Origin of the sequence: Sphingobacterium corticibacter, from assembly GCF_003076635.1 — a bacterium.
Lineage (GTDB): Bacteria > Bacteroidota > Bacteroidia > Sphingobacteriales > Sphingobacteriaceae > Sphingobacterium > Sphingobacterium corticibacter.
In genome coordinates this window covers 156878-174346 of sequence record NZ_QDKG01000006.1, presented here as the reverse complement: position 1 = coordinate 174346, position 17469 = coordinate 156878, and the positions used below count along the sequence as shown (strand labels likewise).

Here is a 17469-nt window from a genome sequence, read left to right as displayed (position 1 = left end):
CCTTAATCATCTTCATCCTCCTCGCCCAATGCCATATTATAAGCACCTCTCAATTCACCAAGAGCGTGCATATTGCGTTTGGATTGAGCGATTTGCATACCTTGCTGATAGATTTCCAATGCGCGCTCAAGTTGCTGCTGTTTTTCCAAAAATTTGCCAAAGTGATAGTAAGTACCTACGTAATCCGTAAAGCTGGAAACCATGTTTTCAAATCCAAGTAGTGCTGCATCTTTGTTCTCCAATTTAACATGCTCCATAGTAATGGCATAGTGCAAGAACGGGTCTTGCGGTGATTCCTTTAATAGCTCCTGTAATTGCTCCAAACGTTCGTTCATAGTTCAAAGTTACTAAATTGACATATATCTCCTACGGATTAAGATAATCGGCTTCGCTATCACGTGATTTACTATGCTAGCATAGATTTTTACACAAAATTGATATTTGTTAAAACAGCAACAAATTAAGTCATAAACCAACAGTAAATTTAAAATTACAATATAAAAATATAAATAATATAAAATACAGTTTAACTTATTGCAAAATACATAATTAAATAATAAGAAATATTTCACCATGACACAACAATACGCTACGAGATTTAGTTAATAATAATGTAAGTTTGAGATAGAACGCACACACATCGTTTAAATATAAATTATGAGAATCCTAGTTTGCATTAGTCATGTGCCGGACACGACGTCCAAGATCACTTTCAATAGTGACCACACCGAGTTCAACCAATCCGGCGTACAATTTATCATTAATCCATACGACGAAATCGCGTTATCACGCGCCGTCGAATTAGTAGAGGGAACAGATGGAACGGTCACTGTCATCAACGTAGGTGACGCAAGTACCGAACCTACGATTCGTAAAGCGCTGGCTGTAGGCGCTACCGATGCCGTTAGAATTGATGCTGCACCACGCGATGCTTGGTTTGTCGCGAAACAAATTGCGCATTACGCAACCGAGCAATCATATGACCTGATCCTTACCGGACGTGAATCCATCGATTATAATGGTTCGCAAGTTGCCGCATTAGTCGGTGAGTTGCTCCATATTCCTTCGGTATCTATTGTTAAAAAGTTTGACATCCAAGATCGCGAAATCACCATCGAGCGAGAAATTGAAGGTGGTAAGGAAGTGCTAAGCACGCAGCTTCCCGTCATATTGGGCACTGCAGAAGGTGTAACCGAACCAAAAATCCCGAATATGCGCGGTATCATGTCTGCACGCACCAAACCACTTCAGGTGTTACCAGCAGTAGATGTACCGACATTAAGCACGATCTCCAAATACGAATCTCCTGCGCCTCGCGGTCAGGTAGCGATGGTGGACGACGTGGAGCAACTTGTAAATCTATTGCACACGAAAGCGAAGGTTTTATAATCATTTAAAAGAAAGAGAACATCATGGCAATATTGGTATATGTTGAAAATATAGAGGGCAAATTCAAAAAATCGGCTTTCGAGGTCGTTTCGTACGCGAAAGCTATCGCTAATGAGCAAAGCACCAGCGTGACGGCATTATCGATCGGAAACGTAGCCGACGACGAGCTCAATAAACTCGCTGGATTTGGCGCCTCCAAAATTGTAAAAGTAGATCAAGAGCAGCTCAAGCAATTTATTAATAAAGCGTATGCTTCGGTGATTGCGGCAGCAGCAAACAGCGAACAGGCGAACATCATTGTATTATCCAATTCATTTAGCGGTAAAGGACTTGCACCACGCGTGGCAGCAAAGCTTGAAGCTGGATTGGCCGACGGCGCGATAGAGCTACCGACCTTTTCGGGCTCAGACTTGCAGGTGAAAAAGACCGCTTTCTCTAATAAAGCTTTTGCAACGGAAATCATTACAGCAGATAAAAAAGTGATTGCGGTAAATCCGAATTCGCACGAGCCGGTACGTAGCGAAGAAACTGCTGCGATCGAGACCTTGAGCCCTTCCGTAGATGCTGGCGATCTAAATATCGTGATCAAAGATATCGTGCGGGCGACAGACAAAGTTTCGTTACCAGAGGCAGAAATCGTGGTATCCGCTGGCCGCGGAATGAAAGGTCCTGAAAATTGGGCGATCATTGAAGAACTCGCCGCGGCGCTCGGCGCTGCCACAGCATGCTCAAAGCCCGTTTCCGACGCAGGATGGCGCCCACATTCAGAGCACGTTGGCCAAACTGGTATCGTAGTAAGTCCGAATTTATACATCGCAATCGGCATCTCGGGTGCTATACAGCATTTGGCAGGCGTAAGCTCGTCGAAAACCATTGTGGTGATTAACAAAGATCCAGAAGCGCCATTTTTCAAAGTGGCTGATTATGGTATGGTGGGCGATGCGCTCGAAATCGTACCAAAGCTTACCGCAGCGGTACAAGCGCACAAAGCGAACTAGATCAAGAATCGGTTAATTGCTGATTCAAAGGCAACCACGGCTGTAAAAAATGCCGTGGTTGCTTTTTTTTTGCTGTTTATATTCCCATCTTTGTATCGGAAACGGACCAACTTGGTCTTGTCCATCGAGCAGAGATTTTTTCGAACGATAAACAAGACTTCGTAAACGACCAACGGGACATTGTGCATGAAGAAAATACAATTAGATATCGTAGGACTATCCTACAGTCAAACCCAGTCTGGTGCTTACGCGCTTGTGTTAGGGGAAATAGGTGGCAATCGCAGACTGCCCATCATCATCGGTGGGTTTGAAGCACAGGCCATTGCGGTCGAAATTGAAAAAATGACGCCGAGCCGTCCACTTACACACGATCTTTTCAAAACCTTTGCCGAGACATTCGCCTTAACGATTTCTGAAGTGCTGATCTACAACCTTGTGGATGGTATTTTTTACGCCAAATTGCAATGTCGCGATAAGGATCAGGTGGTTACAGAGATCGATGCACGCACGTCAGATGCCGTAGCTTTAGCGGTTCGCTTCAAGTGCCCTATTTACACGTATGATTTCATTATGAGTTCGGCAGGCATCGTGATTGAGGGCAATGACTTTGCTTTCTTAGAAAATATCGAACGCTTTGATAGCAGTCATCAAGATGACGTTCAGAAAGAAGAAGATTCGCACCGCAAAAATACTGAACCGGAAAGCCCTGCAAACAAACCTAAACCCGTATCTCCCTACACTTCCCTATCATTGGAACAGCTAGAGATCAATCTGGAAAAGGCAATCCAAAGTGAGCAGTACGAAACCGCCGCAAAAATTCGCGACGAGATCGATCAAAGGAAGTCTTAACTATCTATTCAAAGCATTTTTTCTTACTCTACCTTTTTTATATGTCTATAAAATTGCGATTGACCATCATGAGTTTCCTCCAATTCTTTGTTTGGGGAGCATGGTTGATTACTATTGGTGTTTACTGGTTTCAGAACAAGGGCTGGTCTGGTAATGATTTTGGTGCCGTTTTTTCGACCTTAGGAATTTCATCACTGATTATGCCGGCTTTGACCGGTATCATTGCCGATAAGTGGTTGAACGTGGAGAAGCTTTATGGTGTACTCCATATTCTTTTTGGCGCTATTTTTCTGTATTTGCCACAGGTAAACGATCCTAACCAATTTTTTTGGATTATCCTCGCGGCGATGTTTTGTTATATGCCGACCATCGCGCTATCCAACTCCATCGCATACACCATTTTGGAGAAATCTAAGTTGGATGTAGTCAAAGTATTTCCGCCGATTCGTGTATGGGGTACGATCGGTTTTATCGCGGCGATGTGGGTGACCAATTTATCGGGAAACAAAGCGTCCGAAGGTCAGTTTTACCTTTCTGCAATCGCAGCCTTTGCCTTAGGAATTTACGCATTTACCTTGCCGGCTTGTCCGCCGTTGCGTTCGAAATCTGAAAAGTCTACCCTTGCCGGACAACTCGGTCTGAAAGCTTTTAAGCTATTTGCGAACTACAAGATGGCGCTATTCTTCGTGTTCTCGATGTTTTTAGGAGCGGCATTGCAGCTTACCAATATGTATGGCGATACGTTCTTATCTCATTTCGAATCGTATCCCGAATATGCGGATTCATTGATTGTACGAAATTCGACCATCATTATGTCAATTTCGCAAATCTCCGAGACAGTTTTTATCCTAGCAATTCCGTTCTTTTTGAAGCGATTTGGTATTAAGCAAGTGATGTTGATTAGTATGCTAGCTTGGGTATTGCGTTTTGCACTTTTGGCCTACAGTGATCCGGCTGATGGCTTATGGATGATTGTGCTTTCTTGTATTGTGTACGGTATGGCCTTTGATTTTTTCAATATCTCGGGTTCACTTTTTGTGGAAACTTCCACTACGCCAGATATCCGCTCTTCGGCACAAGGAATGTTTATGATGATGACCAATGGCTTTGGTGCTATCTTAGGTAGCCGCTTGAGTGGTTATGCGATAGATACTTTCTTGCTAGATGCACAGGGCAACATGATGTGGACGGAGATATGGCTTTGCTTTGCCGGTTATTCGCTCGTAATCGCTTTTCTATTCTCCTTTATGTTTAAGCATAAGCACGATCCGGCAATCGCCGCGTAACATTCCTGTAGAAAGATTTATTTCCAATCATAAATACACTAAAACGGCAAATGCCTTAGGTTTCCCTAAGGCATTTGAAATGATGGCGGTGGCGCATCCGCGCCCCAATCTCTGTTGGGGCGATCGCCCATCTGAAATTCTAACACGCCTCCTTGCGCCAATTCTCGGTGGGTAAACCAAGGTTTATCCCAAGTTTTGCCATTGAGCGTGGCCGACTGTATATATTTGTTTTTGGCAGAACGTCCGTTCGCACGAATAGTGAATTCTTTGCCATTTGATAGCTTCATCGTGATATTTTCGAAGAATGGTGTACCAATAGTATAAACTGGAATACCTGGCGTTACAGGATAGAACCCAGCCATCGAAAATACTAAGAACGCTGACATACCACCGCCGTCTTCGTCGCCCGGCATACCCATCAAATCATTTCTAAACCATTGATGAATCAAATCATCAATTCGCTTTTGCGACATCCAAGGCTTGCCCGAATAGTTATATAAGTAGGGAATGTGCAAGCTAGGTTCGTTGGCCATCGAAAATTGGCCGACATTGCCGGTATGATCAGGCAATTTGCTATAGAATTCAAATTTGCTTTTGCCTAATGGCTCGCGAAAGGTGCGATCTAGCTCGTAGTTGAATTGCTCTTTGCCACCCATCAATGAGATTAAATCACTCACATTGTGCGGTACATCCCAGCGGTATACCCAGCCATTGTTTTCTCCATAATATTCACGTGCTCCTTGTCCTCCATCATAGCGGTAATCGAATGGCATGATGAATTTGCCCTCTTTATCTTTCGGATGGAAGAATTTCGTTTCGGCATTATATAGGTTACGGTAATTCAAGGCATTTTTCAAGAACAAATCAGCATCGGTGGTATGTCCGAGCGCTTGCGCCAATCTGCCTAATGCCCACTCATCGTACGAAGTACCTAAGGTCACAGCAATCGGCTGACGTCTTTCAAAACGATGTACTTCGGGCACCGTTTCTTCTTCGCCTGGATACAATGCAGGAATATAGCCGTGTTGTTTATAAAAATCATCTAACCAGCCCGCAGGTGCAGCAGACCACGGAGCCAATGTTTTCTCTTGCACGGCACGCTTACCACTTTCATAGGCTTTCTCGATATCAAAGCTGCGCAATCCTTTGGCATATGCATCGGCAATCGTTACCACTCCGTGGTTAGAATTCATTCTTCTAGAATCGCCTGTAATCTCTGGGAAAGTAGGCATCCAGAATTGATCCATTTGCTCAGCCATACGCACGTAGGACTGCAATACATCCGACTCTACTTTTTCATCAATCAACAAACGCAGTGGATGCGTAGCGCGATACGTATCCCAAATCCAATCATCGGTGTAGAAAGGACGAGAATCGGTATGTACTTTACCATCGAATGCACTGAAATAGCGATTGTCTTCGCTGATATTTACAGGGCGCTCAAAACAACGGTACAACGACGTGTAAAACACGGCACGATCATCGGCTTTGCCGCCAGCCACCTGTACGGTAGATAGACTTTCATTCCAGATATCACGACCGGTATTGGCTACGCGCTGCACATCAAAGTGCGAAATCTCTCTTTGCAAATTGCGCTTGGCTTGCTCGGCATCGATAAAAGAGATACCATATCTAAAATGCAAAGGCTGATCGCCTTTTGCGAAAGTCAACACCACAGCGGCTTGCTTGCCCGAAACTGCTGTTTTCTTCGCCGCCAATTTGCCATTTTCCAATACACCAGAAGATGTGGCCTTTTGGTCAAACTCACCGTATAAATATACGGTAGTATTATTTTGCAGCTGCTGCGAAGCAGTAATGCTGTTACCTTTTACCTGTACACTACCCGATCCAGAGTTAAATACAACGGACTTATCTTTTCCTAGAAGAAAGTTCAACGCATAGATCCCAGACTGATGCGATGGCGCATATTGCACATCAATCTGCTCATCCAACAATGATACCCCATAATAATAAGGCTTGATCTCTTCATTGTCATACGCATACGGATAGACATTTTTCCAAGATTCTTGTTGTTGGCTATTCACTGGACTCAGGTTGAATGCCGAACGCCCGCGATGGCTCGTAACGACCAAAGGCAATCCACGCAGCTGATCGGTGGTGAAGTCATTGCGCTCAGGATATACACGTAGCATACTATTAGGAAGATGCACGGTCGGAAAAGTAGGCACCAACAGGTGACTGATATTCCCCATGTACGGATTGACATAATCCACCGGCGTTTTCGCTTTTTGACTGGCCGGATCGGATTGAGCAAAGGCAACCTGAGAGAGTGCAATCGCACTCGACAACAAGAAGACGGATTTCAACTTAAACATAATTAGTTTATTTTTTTGATGTTTCAATATAGGGATAATATATAAGTATGGCGATACAAAAACGTTTTAGTGAAGTTTTTATATACATGTCATGACCTGACAGAACTGTTGGTATTTAATCGTACATGTATTTTTAGCTCCTTTATCCTCATTTATAATGCTATGTTGTATGAAAACCGATCTGGACAAAAATAATATTCCAAAATTCACCTACCGACTAGCTGCTGGCGTAGCCAATGAAAAACTGGGTCTATGGCTGCTTGGACGCAATGGTTTATTGGAATCTGTTACAGATTTGATAGTCAAATATGACAAGTAATAAAAATATTTAAAAATAATTCGCACATCAGATAATATTGATATCCAAGTCGGCGTTATATATGTAAATTTTCATAATTTAGGTTAATAATTGGTTTGGTTTAAATCCCGTAGCTCCCCGCTTCGGGATTTATTTTTATCCTTATTCTACCCGCCTTTCGCATTCTACCGAGTTTTGATCTTCTATGTTTTTTTCTGCCGAGCGATTTCATTCATTCACCGAAAAAATCGGGCTCCTGATCTATTAGGCATTCTCTAGGCAGCTACTGCGGGCTACTTTTGAACCATAGAAACAAACAAAAAAACTTTAAAACATAGAAATCATGAAAAAATCAATCACCTCCATCGCAGCAGCATTATTAATGATCGCTAGCTTCTCATCCTTCGCCGCAACACCTATGCACGTCGTTGCGCCAACTGCATCGAGTAACACATTGTCGGCATACGTTTCATCCCTTACTGAAGGGCTTAATGACTTCAATAATATGATCTTTGCTAAAGACTTCGAATATCGTAACGCAGCGGATCGCACCGAGAAAAAATACAACCGCAAGCAGTACATGCAGTTTTTGAAACAAAATAAAGGGCTCAAATTCGAATGTACCACGACCTATGAGGTACTTGATGAAACTGGAAACACCAGCTTAGCAAAGGTTACTATGGTGTTCCGCGACTTCACTAGAGTAGACTACTTAACATTACATGCAACCAATGGCGGATGGAAAGTAAGCAAAGTGGTAACGACCTACCCTACTGATAAAAAATAAATCCGAAGAAATAACTTCAACCTACTACCATATACAACAAAAGCGCTTGATGAAGCTGAGTTTCATCAAGCGCTTTTGTTGTATTAAAGAAGATACACGATACTACTTATCTAATAATTCTGCTAATAGGGTGTGCAGCGCTTCACCGGTCACATTACGTGCAACGATGATCCCGTCAGAATCAATTAGCAAGTTGGAAGGAATAAATCGAACACCATACAATGCTGGTGCTTCGGTATCCCAAAATGCTAAATCTGAAACGTGAGTCCAATCTAATTGATCATCTTCTATGGCTTTCAACCAGGATGATTTGGTACGATCTAAAGAAACGCCAAACACATCAAAGCCCTTATCTTTATATTGTTGATAGGCTTTTACGATATTGGGATTCTCCGCGCGACATGGTGGACACCAGCCTGCCCAAAAATCTAATAAGACATAATTGCCTTTGCCCAAATGATCGAAAAACCGTACCTGATTGCCTTCCGGATCAGTGGATACAAAATCAATTGCTTTATTACCGGGCAATACTGCTTCTTGCTTAGTGGCCAAATCGTTTAAGATCTGTACATACTGCGTATTAGATAAAGAAGGATCGAGCAAAGCCACGTGCTCTCTAATCTCTTGCGGAGATAAATCATAAGAATAGTTTCGAAACAAGGCGAAAGCCGCTACGATTGATTTTGGATCTTCTTTTATAAATTCGACCGCCGTCAATTCACTCGCTCTCTTTTTATAGCCATCAAATTGCGTTTGCCATTTCGAACCGGAGACCGTTGCTTTTCTAAAATCTTGATCCTTCCCTACCGTGATTTTGGTAGGTTGATCATCTAAAAATACTTGCAGATCTGTACCGGATGGTTGCAAACTCAATGAATACAATTCTGGTAAAGGGACAGAGGTCTTAAAAGAAAACTTACCATTCACCACTTGTGTAGAATCGACTAATTTAAAGACTTTATTGTCGTAGCGCTGCAGGTAAACAGTACCCTGCTTCAGTCCTTTAATAGATCCAGAAAGTTGCAGCGGGCGGTTATCTTGTGCATTTGCGCCAGCAAATGCCCCGAGCAAAATACCAATAGATAGGATCAGTTTTGTTAACATATGTAATTAATGATTTAGTACGTGTAGAACAATTAGATAGATATCGTCTCTTGTCTTGTGGATACGAAGTTAGATAAAATCAGATAATCTACCAAATAGGTATACATTAATGTGACACATCGTTAACGCGATATGCCAGACTCTAAAATATGTAAAAACTTTTCAGTAGCTTAACTGTTTCGTAAACAACCTATTTGAATCACAAATAATTTACCTATGATTAGTTCACGTCGTCGATTTTTGCAACAACTCACCTTATCTGCCATCGCAGTACCTACGTTAAGTGCTTATCCATTCGCCATTCCGATTCAGAAAACGGAATTAGATACAGACAAACCCATTTTAAAAGTGGCGCTCATGGGATTGGGTGGTTATGCAGAGCGCGTGGCAGAAGCGATGCAATCGTGCAGCAGAGCAAAGATTACAGGCTTAATCAGCGGAACTCCAGAAAAACTAAAGACCTGGGGCGAGAAATATCAAGTTCCGGAAGGTAGTCGATATAACTATGAGAATTTTGACCAGATTATAAACAACCCAGAAATTGATGCCGTCTATATTATTACGCCGAATGCCTTGCATCATAGCCAAACGATTCGCGTAGCCAAAGCGGGTAAACATGTAATCTGTGAAAAACCGATGGCGATCAACGCCAAGGAAGGACAGGAAATGTTGGATGCTTGTGCAACTGCAGGCGTGCAATTACTGGTCGGTTACCGCATGCGCTTCGAACCAAATACGTTGAAAGCGGTAGAATTGCGAGAAAAAGGGCAATTGGGAAAAATTAAATTTTTCCAAGGACAAACCGGCTTTAAAATTGGCGATCCCAATCAATGGCGTGTCAATAAGGAACTAGCTGGAGGCGGCTCCATGATGGATATTGGTATTTATTCGATTAATGGTGCGCGCTACATGGTCGGTGAAGATCCTGTCTGGGTAACAGCGCAAGAAACAAAAACAGATTTTGAGACCTTTAAAGAAGGCGTGGATGAAACGATTCAGTTTCAATTGGGATTTCCTAGTGGTGCGGTGGCTTCCTGTTTATCTACTTATAATATGAATCATCTCGATCGCTTTTACTTGGTGGGCGAAAATGATTTTGTAGAAATGCAACCTTCTACTGGCTACGGACCAGTAAAAGGACGCACGAAAAATGGTCCATTAAACCAACCCCATACCGTACATCAAACTGTACAAATGGATGAGATGGCGCAAATCATCTTAGACGGTAAGAAGCCAATCTTGCCGGTAGATGGGAAAGTTGGTTTGCAAGACTTAAAGATTATTGATGCGATTTATCGCTCTTGCAAAACGGGCGACCGGCAGGAATTGCAGTTAGGGTAAAAAGAGATCGGTTAAGATAGGTTAAAATCTGCATTCATAAGATGCGGATTTTCGAGCGTACGTACTTCCCAGCAGGTCAAATAGTTCACGGAAGCTCCTTTTAGGAGTTTACAATTAATTAACACATAGCAACCATTAACATAATCTAGGATTAACCTCTTGGTAACATTCTGCTTATAGATTTGCAACATAATATTAACAATGCTTTAGCTTGAAAGTCACGCTTCCTTTCGTGGGATAAAGGAACTCAAAACTTTCCGGCAAAAAGACAACAATATCTACTATGCAATCTACCAAGCATTTATTTTTGGCGTTAGCTTTAGCCTTTGGCTTGCTATCTTTCGCTTCCGCACAACAACAGTATGGTATCAAAGGCGTCGTATTGGACGTAGAATCAATGAAGCCTATTGAAGGAGCCTCTGTTCGACTACTCGAAAGGAATCGCGAGAGCGCGACCGACAAAGACGGAAACTTCTTTTTCGACCTTCCAAAAGATGGAAAAGAATATACCATCGTTGCTGGATTAATTGGTTATACACCGGATACCTTAGTAATTAAACATGGACAGGATGATGTTCATTTTGCCACGCTTTCCTTAGTTAGTAAGAACTCGGTTTTAGACGAGATTGTGATTTCTCGAAGACGCGAGCGTATCAGTGAGATCGCTTTGCTGGATATGCGCCGCCAATCTAATCTAATGGTAGAATACATGGGAGCACAAGAGCTCTCCAGAAAAGGTATTTCCGATGCGGGAGCTGCCGTAAACCGTATGACAGGCGTTTCCAGACAAGAAGGCAGCAATGAGGTCTTCGTACGTGGATTGGGTGACCGCTATAATAACACCACATTGAACGGACTACCGGTTCCATCTAACGATCCTGAACTTAAAAACCTAGAATTAGGCTTATTTACATCGGATATTATCGAATACATCACTATTGATAAAGTATATAGCACCTACCTGCCAGGCGATTTCGCCGGTGGAAACGTGGATATCGCTTCTAAAAATTACGATGGAAAAGGTTTTCTGGAAGTAAAACTGGGAGGCAACACTAATACCAACGTATTGAAAAACTGGAACTCCTTCCATTTACAAGACGGTCCCAACCCATTTGGTTTTGTCAATTATGGTGTGCCAAACGATCCACTGGGCGGCTTCAATTTCCAAAATAGTATGAATCCTGTCAAGAAGACACCGATTACAGGAAGCTTTGGTTTATTGGGTGGCAAATCATTCAGATTCGCGAACGGACATAAATTGAATTTGTTTGCTTCCGCAAATTACTCTAGTGACGCTTATCATCGGGAAGGAGTAAATAGACAATTAAGTGCTGGCGGTGCAGTTATCAACGATTTAGAGCAACTTCGCCAAGGATATACGACTAATTCGACCGGAATGGTGACTGCAAATTATATATTCAATCCGAATCATAGCATCACCTACAATTTTTTGATGATGAATTCGTCGGATCAGTTTTATGACACCTACACCGGTGCATTACGTGACATGGCAGAAGATGGCAGCGGCTTAATAAGACGCTCTACCTATATTCAAAATACCGTAACCGCCAATCAATTATTAGGTAAGCATAAGCTAAACGATAAGATTGATGTCAATTGGGGATTATCATACAACCGCGTAAAAACAAAAATTCCTGATCGTATTCAGAACTTTATGCAATTGAACGATGCTACTCAGCAGTATGTCTTTATTCAAAATGCGGTGACCAATAATCACCGTTACTTTCAGGATTTATCAGAAAACGAGATCGCACTTAATTTGGCAGCCAGCTACAAACTAGATGACGATAAAGGTATTTGGTCTGTCGGGTATAATGGCAAGATGAAAAAACGTGCATTTGAAGATTTTCAGGTAAACTTCTCTGTACCACGTAATCGTCCGATCGATCCGACCAACTTAGATGAATTCTTCAATCAAGAGAATCTTAATGCTGGTTTGTTTTCTCAATTAGGTTTCAATGCCGACTTACCTCAAACGTATGATGGTACGCAAGATATACATGCTCCATTTACAAACCTACAGTACAACCTAACGGAACGGTTAAGTGGTACATTGGGATTACGATACGAAAATATTCGTCAGGATGTAAGCTTCATGACTCAATTGGATAGAAGTGGTACTACGAATAGCATCACCAGAAATGAAGTCCTTCCAAGTTTATTATTGAAGTATGTGTTAAAAGACAATCAAAACCTTCGTATGGGCTTGAGCAAAACCTATACACTGCCACAATTCAAGGAGAGAGCCTTCTTCATTTACCGAGATATCAACGAATCTAAGCAAGGTAACCCCAACCTGTATCCTTCTACCGATTACAACTTAGATCTACGTTGGGAAGCTTTCCCGAAATCTTCGGAATTGCTTTCAGCCACTTTGTTTGGAAAGTACATTCAAAACCCAATCAACGAAGTACTTCTAGCTTCATCTTCCAATGATATTTCTTACGTAAACATTGGTGATTATGGTACTGTTTATGGATTGGAAGTAGAATTTAAGAAAGATGTACTGAGTACCGATCAATTTGGTAAATTATCTTTTGGCGCCAATGCGGCTTATATCAAAACCGATCAAGTGATTGACCCCGAAAAAGTTCGTCGCGAAACGCAATTTCCTTCTGGAGGTTCATATAATATCAACCTGACTAATACGCGCTCAGGATTTACGGGAGCCTCAGATTTCTTGGTCAATACAGATCTTTCATATTATAAAGCGTGGGGCAATGCATCCGACATTATGGCTACAGTTGTCTATAATTATTTCTCAGACCGTTTGTACGCCTTAGGATCTGAAGGACGTGGCAATCAAATCGATCAGGGTGTAGGTACATTAGACTTTATCTTTAAATACAAAATCAATAACCGCTTTGGCATCGATGCCAATGTATTAAATGTTACCAATCCTAGCTTCAACCGGGTGCAGGAAACAGTAGCAGGCTCCGATTCAGCTATAGACGCACCTATATTATTTAATTACAGAAAAGGAATTCGCTTCTCCCTAGGTGTAAGATACCGCCTTTAACAATAACATAACATTGCGGTAAAACATAGTACAAATCGTAAGCATAATTTTGAGACAGAAAAAAATCTATCCACGAAATGAAAAACAAATTTTTGACCAATTTTAAACAAGCTGCTTTAGGAGCCGCTGTATGTTTAATCACGATGGCTTCTTGTGACAGTGATAATAACACGGAGAGACCTTCTAGCTTTACCTTGAATCGTGAAGACCTACGAGGTACGATCACTGATGGCGAAGTTGTATTGAGCTCAGGCACATACAAATTGACTGGTAAATTAGAGGTATCTAACGGTGCAACATTAACCATCGAACCTGGTGTTATTATCGAAGCGACAGATGTCACTACAGCACAACAAGAAATCCGTTATATCGCAGTAGGTCAAGGCGCAAAAATCAATGTAAAAGGTACAGCTACTAATCCAGTAGTAATGACTGCTACTAAAAAGAGCGCTGGTGCTTGGGGTGGTTTAGTTATTTGTGGTAAAGCACCAATCAACAAAGGACAAACAGCTACTGCAGAGGTTTCTGAGTTGACTTACGGTGGTACAGATGCTAATGATAACTCTGGTTCTGTAAGATATTTACGTTTGGAATATACTGGTTATTCATTCAACGAAGAAAAAGAATTCAATGGTTTATCTATGTTTGGTGTAGGTAAAGGTACTACTATTGAGTACGTACAAGCTTATGAAGGTTCTGATGACGGTTTTGAGTGGTTCGGTGGAACAGTAGATTCTCGTTATTTAGTAGTAGTAAACAAAAGCACACAAGGATCTAGCTTTGTAGCTGATGATATGTTTGACTGGACTGAAGGTTGGAATGGTACAGGTGAGTTCTGGTTTGGTTGGAAAACTAACGATGGTAACCGTGGTATCGAGGCAGATAACAACAGTGTAAATCACAAAGCTACTCCGATCTCTAATCCAACGCTTCGTAATCTTACTTTGGTAGGTAACCGCGGAGGTTCAACCGAAGATCAAGCTGTTAAAATGCGCGTAGGAACTAATGGTAACTTAGACAACGTTGTAATTGCTAACTGGGCTACTGGATTTGATATCCAACACGACGAAGGTATTGCTTTTATAAATGATGGATCTTTGAAAGCCACCAACGTAAGATTTGTAAATGTTGGTACTAAAGTAAAAGGATCAAGTACTGCTGGTGCTGCTGTTGATATTGCTAAAATGGTAACAGAGAATGCTAACGCAGTTGGTGCTGGTAACGGTGTTGATCAACCGGACTGGGCAAAAGGCTGGACAGTAGGTTTCTAGTACAATCCAAAAATATATAACGCAATAGCGCCGACAGATAATTCTGTCGGCGCTATTCTTTTGGTATCTCACCTACCCTTCTGTATCTTTTTCAATAGATAGCCACTCCTGCCCTTCCAAATTAGTTTTAGCCTAAAAAAAATGTTAATTTGCACATAAAAAGAGGTGAACTTATGGACAACTATGTGCTGCAAACTGAAGGTCTAACTTTTCGTTACGGATCGCAAAGCCCAACGCTGGCTTTCAAAGATCTCCATATCCACAAACAGCAACATACCCTATTGCTTGGCGACTCGGGCACCGGAAAGAGCACGCTGCTCAATCTTTTGGGCGGACTTTCGAATCCGACAAATGGCCAAGTACGTATCAACAACGAAAATATCTACCAGCTGTCGGAATCCGCTTTAGATAAATTTCGGGCACAGAACATCGGTTTCATCTTTCAAGAAGCACATCTCTTAAAAAACCTAACTTTATCAGAGAATATTCGCTTAGCACAATCCTTAGCGGGATACAAAGTAGATCAAGAGAAAATAGACACTTTGTTAGGGCAGTTACAACTGGCAGAACATAGCGCAAAGCATCCCAACCAACTAAGCCGCGGACAACTGCAACGTGCGGCCATTGCACGTGCGATCATCAATCGTCCTGCGATCTTATTAGCCGATGAACCGACTGCTTCTTTGGATGATAATAATACACAACGCGTGCTGACATTATTACGAGAAATGGCCGACACACACGGTTCTACGCTCATCATCGCGACGCACGACAAACGCATCAAAGACGAATTTACCAACACCTACTTCCTTTAATAGATACCATTGATATGAGCACGTTACAATTAGTTTGGAAGAATATTACGCAACAATTAGGTTCGGCATTACTCAGCATTTTACTGACTGCCTTTGGTGTGGCTATTTTGGTGGTGATCTATATTACGAGCGATACGTTTGAAAAGCAGTTGGACAACAACAGCAAGAACATTGACTTAGTGATCGGCGCCAAAGGCAGTCCGTTACAATTGATTCTAAGTTCCATTTACCATGTGGATTACCCGACGGGGAATATTTTGTTGTCGGATGCGCTCCAATTTCGCGACAATCCATTAGTGGATTTAGCGGTGCCTATGTCGTTGGGTGATAACTTCAAGGGACATCGTATTATCGGCACTGATAGCACTTATTTTGACCTATACGAACTAGAGATCGCACAAGGCTCCATGTGGTCCAAGAGCTTTGAAACAGTCATTGGAAGCGAAACCGCACGGAAGAACAACCTGAAAATTGGCGATCCAGTACATAGCGCACATGGATTAGCAGAAAACGGTCATGTGCACGACGAGCATCCATTTACCGTAGTCGGTATTTTAGCGCCTACCGGAACGGTGGTCGATAATTTGCTATTATGTGATCTAGCCAGCATCTGGGATGTACACGATATTGCTCATGATGATGACCACACACATGCAGATGGAGATCATGCACATAATCACGAATCGCACGATCATGAACACAATCACGAGTCACACGATCATGAACACAATCACGATGATCATCAACATACTACGGATGCGCATCACGACCATCACGATCATCAACACGCTGAAGAAAACGCGCACGAGCACGAGCAAGATACGGCTAGCGTACAAGTTGTGAAAAGCATCGGTGATGATGTGTACAAATCACAAGGTTTGGAAATTACCTCTTTATTGATTAGATACAGTAGCCCAGCAGCGATCAGCACATTGCCTCGTATGGTCAACCAATCCACTGCGATGCAAGCGGCTTCTCCTGCGATGGAAACCACACGTTTGTTCTCCTTGTTAGGGGTAGGAATTGATTCTTTAGAAATCTTGGCTTACGTGATTATGTTAATTGCTGGGCTAAGCGTATTCATTAGCTTATACAACGCGCTAAAAGAACGCAAGTACGATCTAGCTGTCATGCGATCATTAGGTGCTGGGAAGACTAAACTTTTCACATTAGTGATAGTCGAAGGATTAGTCATTACCTTGATTGGTGGTGTGGTGGGATTACTATTTGGTCATTTAGCCTTGTACTATATCAGCACACAGACGGGACAGAGCGCGGATTTTATCCAAGCACTAGCTGTGAGCCCGACAGAATTGTTGATTCTAGTCATTGCGGCAGCAATCGGAACCATTGCTGCGATATTACCCGCTATCAAAGCGTACAACACTACGATATCCACCATTTTGGGTGACAAATAATTACACAAACAACACGATGAAACAGATATTTATAGCAGTTCTCTTATCTATTGCAGCTTATACAGCACAAGCGCAGATTGGTGGTGCCAATCAATTCCCGGGAATGGAAGTACCGGATCATACACCGATGATGAACAAAACTTGGGAAGCCATCGATAAGATGATGTACAAAGTAACGACCCAAGGAAATAAGAAAATATATACACCGGAATATCCGCCAGTGCTCAAGGCCATGGAAAATAAACAGGTGGACTTGCCGGGCTATATGGTGCCGCTCAAAAGCGGCAGAAATCACAGTACATTTATGATATCGGTGCTCCCGCTGGCGCAATGTCAGTTTTGTGGAACTAACGGTATTCCGCCGATGGTGGAAATCATCATGAAAAATGGCACAACGGTTAAATTCTCCGACGAACCAGTCAAACTAAGAGGCAAAATGGTGTTCAATCCAGAACCACTGAAAGGCAATTCTGAAATCCAAATTGTGGATGCCGTAGTGATTAAATAACTACATATTTATAGCATAAAAAAGGGTTT

Annotated in this window: 15 protein-coding genes; 12 read left to right on the top strand and 3 right to left on the bottom strand. The window is 42.2% G+C overall.

The annotated features are described in order from the left end of the window. Positions 1-2: 2 nt before the first annotated feature. Entirely contained in the window at positions 3-335 is a 333-nt protein-coding gene (locus tag DC487_RS14910) for a tetratricopeptide repeat protein (RefSeq protein WP_116776764.1), read from the bottom strand. Positions 336-657: 322 nt separating this feature from the next. Between DC487_RS14910 and DC487_RS14905 the strand changes: the two genes are divergently transcribed. From DC487_RS14905 to DC487_RS14885, 4 genes are all read left to right on the top strand, one after another. Beyond that, positions 658-1389 carry an electron transfer flavoprotein subunit beta/FixA family protein gene (locus DC487_RS14905; RefSeq protein ID WP_116776763.1) on the top strand — a complete coding sequence of 244 codons (732 nt, stop codon included), beginning with the start codon at positions 658-660 and terminating at the stop codon, positions 1387-1389. Positions 1390-1412: 23 nt separating this feature from the next. Beyond that, a complete protein-coding gene (locus DC487_RS14900; protein WP_116776762.1) occupies positions 1413-2387 on the top strand; it encodes an electron transfer flavoprotein subunit alpha/FixB family protein in 975 nt (324 codons plus the stop codon). Positions 2388-2573: 186 nt separating this feature from the next. Beyond that, the gene (locus DC487_RS14890; RefSeq protein WP_116776760.1) at positions 2574-3236 is read left to right on the top strand and encodes a bifunctional nuclease family protein; all 663 of its coding nucleotides are present in this window, start codon (positions 2574-2576) and stop codon (positions 3234-3236) included. 41 nt (positions 3237-3277) lie between these two features. Beyond that, positions 3278-4522: a nucleoside permease gene (locus DC487_RS14885; protein ID WP_116776759.1), complete on the top strand. Its 1245-nt coding sequence runs from the start codon at positions 3278-3280 to the stop codon at positions 4520-4522. Positions 4523-4587: 65 nt separating this feature from the next. Here DC487_RS14885 and DC487_RS14880 read toward each other — a convergent pair whose 3' ends face one another. Then, the gene (locus DC487_RS14880; RefSeq protein ID WP_116776758.1) at positions 4588-6858 is read right to left on the bottom strand and encodes a GH92 family glycosyl hydrolase; all 2271 of its coding nucleotides are present in this window, start codon (positions 6856-6858) and stop codon (positions 4588-4590) included. A 169-nt stretch (positions 6859-7027) separates the two neighbouring features. Between DC487_RS14880 and DC487_RS17290 the strand changes: the two genes are divergently transcribed. After that, positions 7028-7177, top strand: a complete 150-nt coding sequence (locus tag DC487_RS17290) for a hypothetical protein (protein ID WP_165799105.1) — start codon at positions 7028-7030, stop codon at positions 7175-7177. Positions 7178-7499: 322 nt separating this feature from the next. Continuing rightward, positions 7500-7943, top strand: coding sequence for a nuclear transport factor 2 family protein (locus tag DC487_RS14875; RefSeq protein WP_116776757.1), 444 nt, complete (start codon positions 7500-7502; stop codon positions 7941-7943). A 102-nt stretch (positions 7944-8045) separates the two neighbouring features. Here DC487_RS14875 and DC487_RS14870 read toward each other — a convergent pair whose 3' ends face one another. Next, positions 8046-9047, bottom strand: a complete 1002-nt coding sequence (locus tag DC487_RS14870; protein WP_116776756.1) for a TlpA disulfide reductase family protein — start codon at positions 9045-9047, stop codon at positions 8046-8048. 216 nt (positions 9048-9263) lie between these two features. On the opposite strand from DC487_RS14870, the gene DC487_RS14865 reads away from it, so the two are divergent. The 6 genes from DC487_RS14865 to DC487_RS14840 all read left to right on the top strand — a co-directional run bounded on the left by DC487_RS14865 (position 9264) and on the right by DC487_RS14840 (position 17440). Beyond that, positions 9264-10388, top strand: a complete 1125-nt coding sequence (locus tag DC487_RS14865; protein WP_239016401.1) for a Gfo/Idh/MocA family protein — start codon at positions 9264-9266, stop codon at positions 10386-10388. A gap of 283 nt (positions 10389-10671) precedes the next feature. Further along, entirely contained in the window at positions 10672-13428 is a 2757-nt protein-coding gene (locus tag DC487_RS14860) for a TonB-dependent receptor (RefSeq protein WP_116776755.1), read from the top strand. A gap of 77 nt (positions 13429-13505) precedes the next feature. Beyond that, positions 13506-14699: a hypothetical protein gene (locus tag DC487_RS14855; protein WP_116776754.1), complete on the top strand. Its 1194-nt coding sequence runs from the start codon at positions 13506-13508 to the stop codon at positions 14697-14699. A gap of 173 nt (positions 14700-14872) precedes the next feature. After that, entirely contained in the window at positions 14873-15514 is a 642-nt protein-coding gene (locus DC487_RS14850; RefSeq protein ID WP_116776753.1) for an ABC transporter ATP-binding protein, read from the top strand. 14 nt (positions 15515-15528) lie between these two features. Beyond that, positions 15529-16932: an ABC transporter permease gene (locus DC487_RS14845; RefSeq protein ID WP_116776752.1), complete on the top strand. Its 1404-nt coding sequence runs from the start codon at positions 15529-15531 to the stop codon at positions 16930-16932. Positions 16933-16948: 16 nt separating this feature from the next. Continuing rightward, on the top strand, positions 16949-17440 hold the full coding sequence (locus tag DC487_RS14840; RefSeq protein WP_116776751.1) for a DUF3299 domain-containing protein: 492 nt from the start codon (positions 16949-16951) through the stop codon (positions 17438-17440). Positions 17441-17469 lie beyond the last annotated feature (29 nt).

Excerpts from the sequence above, each read along its gene's own strand:
- DC487_RS14905 (WP_116776763.1), top strand. The coding sequence starts at position 658 with ATGAGAATCCTAGTTTGCATTAGTCATGTGCCGGACACGACGTCCAAG.
- DC487_RS14865 (WP_239016401.1), top strand. The coding sequence starts at position 9,264 with ATGATTAGTTCACGTCGTCGATTTTTGCAACAACTCACCTTATCTGCC.
- DC487_RS14855 (WP_116776754.1), top strand. The coding sequence starts at position 13,506 with ATGAAAAACAAATTTTTGACCAATTTTAAACAAGCTGCTTTAGGAGCC.
- DC487_RS14870 (WP_116776756.1), bottom strand. The coding sequence starts at position 9,047 with ATGTTAACAAAACTGATCCTATCTATTGGTATTTTGCTCGGGGCATTT.
- DC487_RS17290 (WP_165799105.1), top strand. The coding sequence starts at position 7,028 with ATGAAAACCGATCTGGACAAAAATAATATTCCAAAATTCACCTACCGA.
- DC487_RS14845 (WP_116776752.1), top strand. The coding sequence starts at position 15,529 with ATGAGCACGTTACAATTAGTTTGGAAGAATATTACGCAACAATTAGGT.
- DC487_RS14860 (WP_116776755.1), top strand. The coding sequence starts at position 10,672 with ATGCAATCTACCAAGCATTTATTTTTGGCGTTAGCTTTAGCCTTTGGC.
- DC487_RS14850 (WP_116776753.1), top strand. The coding sequence starts at position 14,873 with ATGGACAACTATGTGCTGCAAACTGAAGGTCTAACTTTTCGTTACGGA.
- DC487_RS14840 (WP_116776751.1), top strand. The coding sequence starts at position 16,949 with ATGAAACAGATATTTATAGCAGTTCTCTTATCTATTGCAGCTTATACA.
- DC487_RS14900 (WP_116776762.1), top strand. The coding sequence starts at position 1,413 with ATGGCAATATTGGTATATGTTGAAAATATAGAGGGCAAATTCAAAAAA.
- DC487_RS14890 (WP_116776760.1), top strand. The coding sequence starts at position 2,574 with ATGAAGAAAATACAATTAGATATCGTAGGACTATCCTACAGTCAAACC.
- DC487_RS14880 (WP_116776758.1), bottom strand. The coding sequence starts at position 6,858 with ATGTTTAAGTTGAAATCCGTCTTCTTGTTGTCGAGTGCGATTGCACTC.
- DC487_RS14910 (WP_116776764.1), bottom strand. The coding sequence starts at position 335 with ATGAACGAACGTTTGGAGCAATTACAGGAGCTATTAAAGGAATCACCG.
- DC487_RS14875 (WP_116776757.1), top strand. The coding sequence starts at position 7,500 with ATGAAAAAATCAATCACCTCCATCGCAGCAGCATTATTAATGATCGCT.
- DC487_RS14885 (WP_116776759.1), top strand. The coding sequence starts at position 3,278 with ATGTCTATAAAATTGCGATTGACCATCATGAGTTTCCTCCAATTCTTT.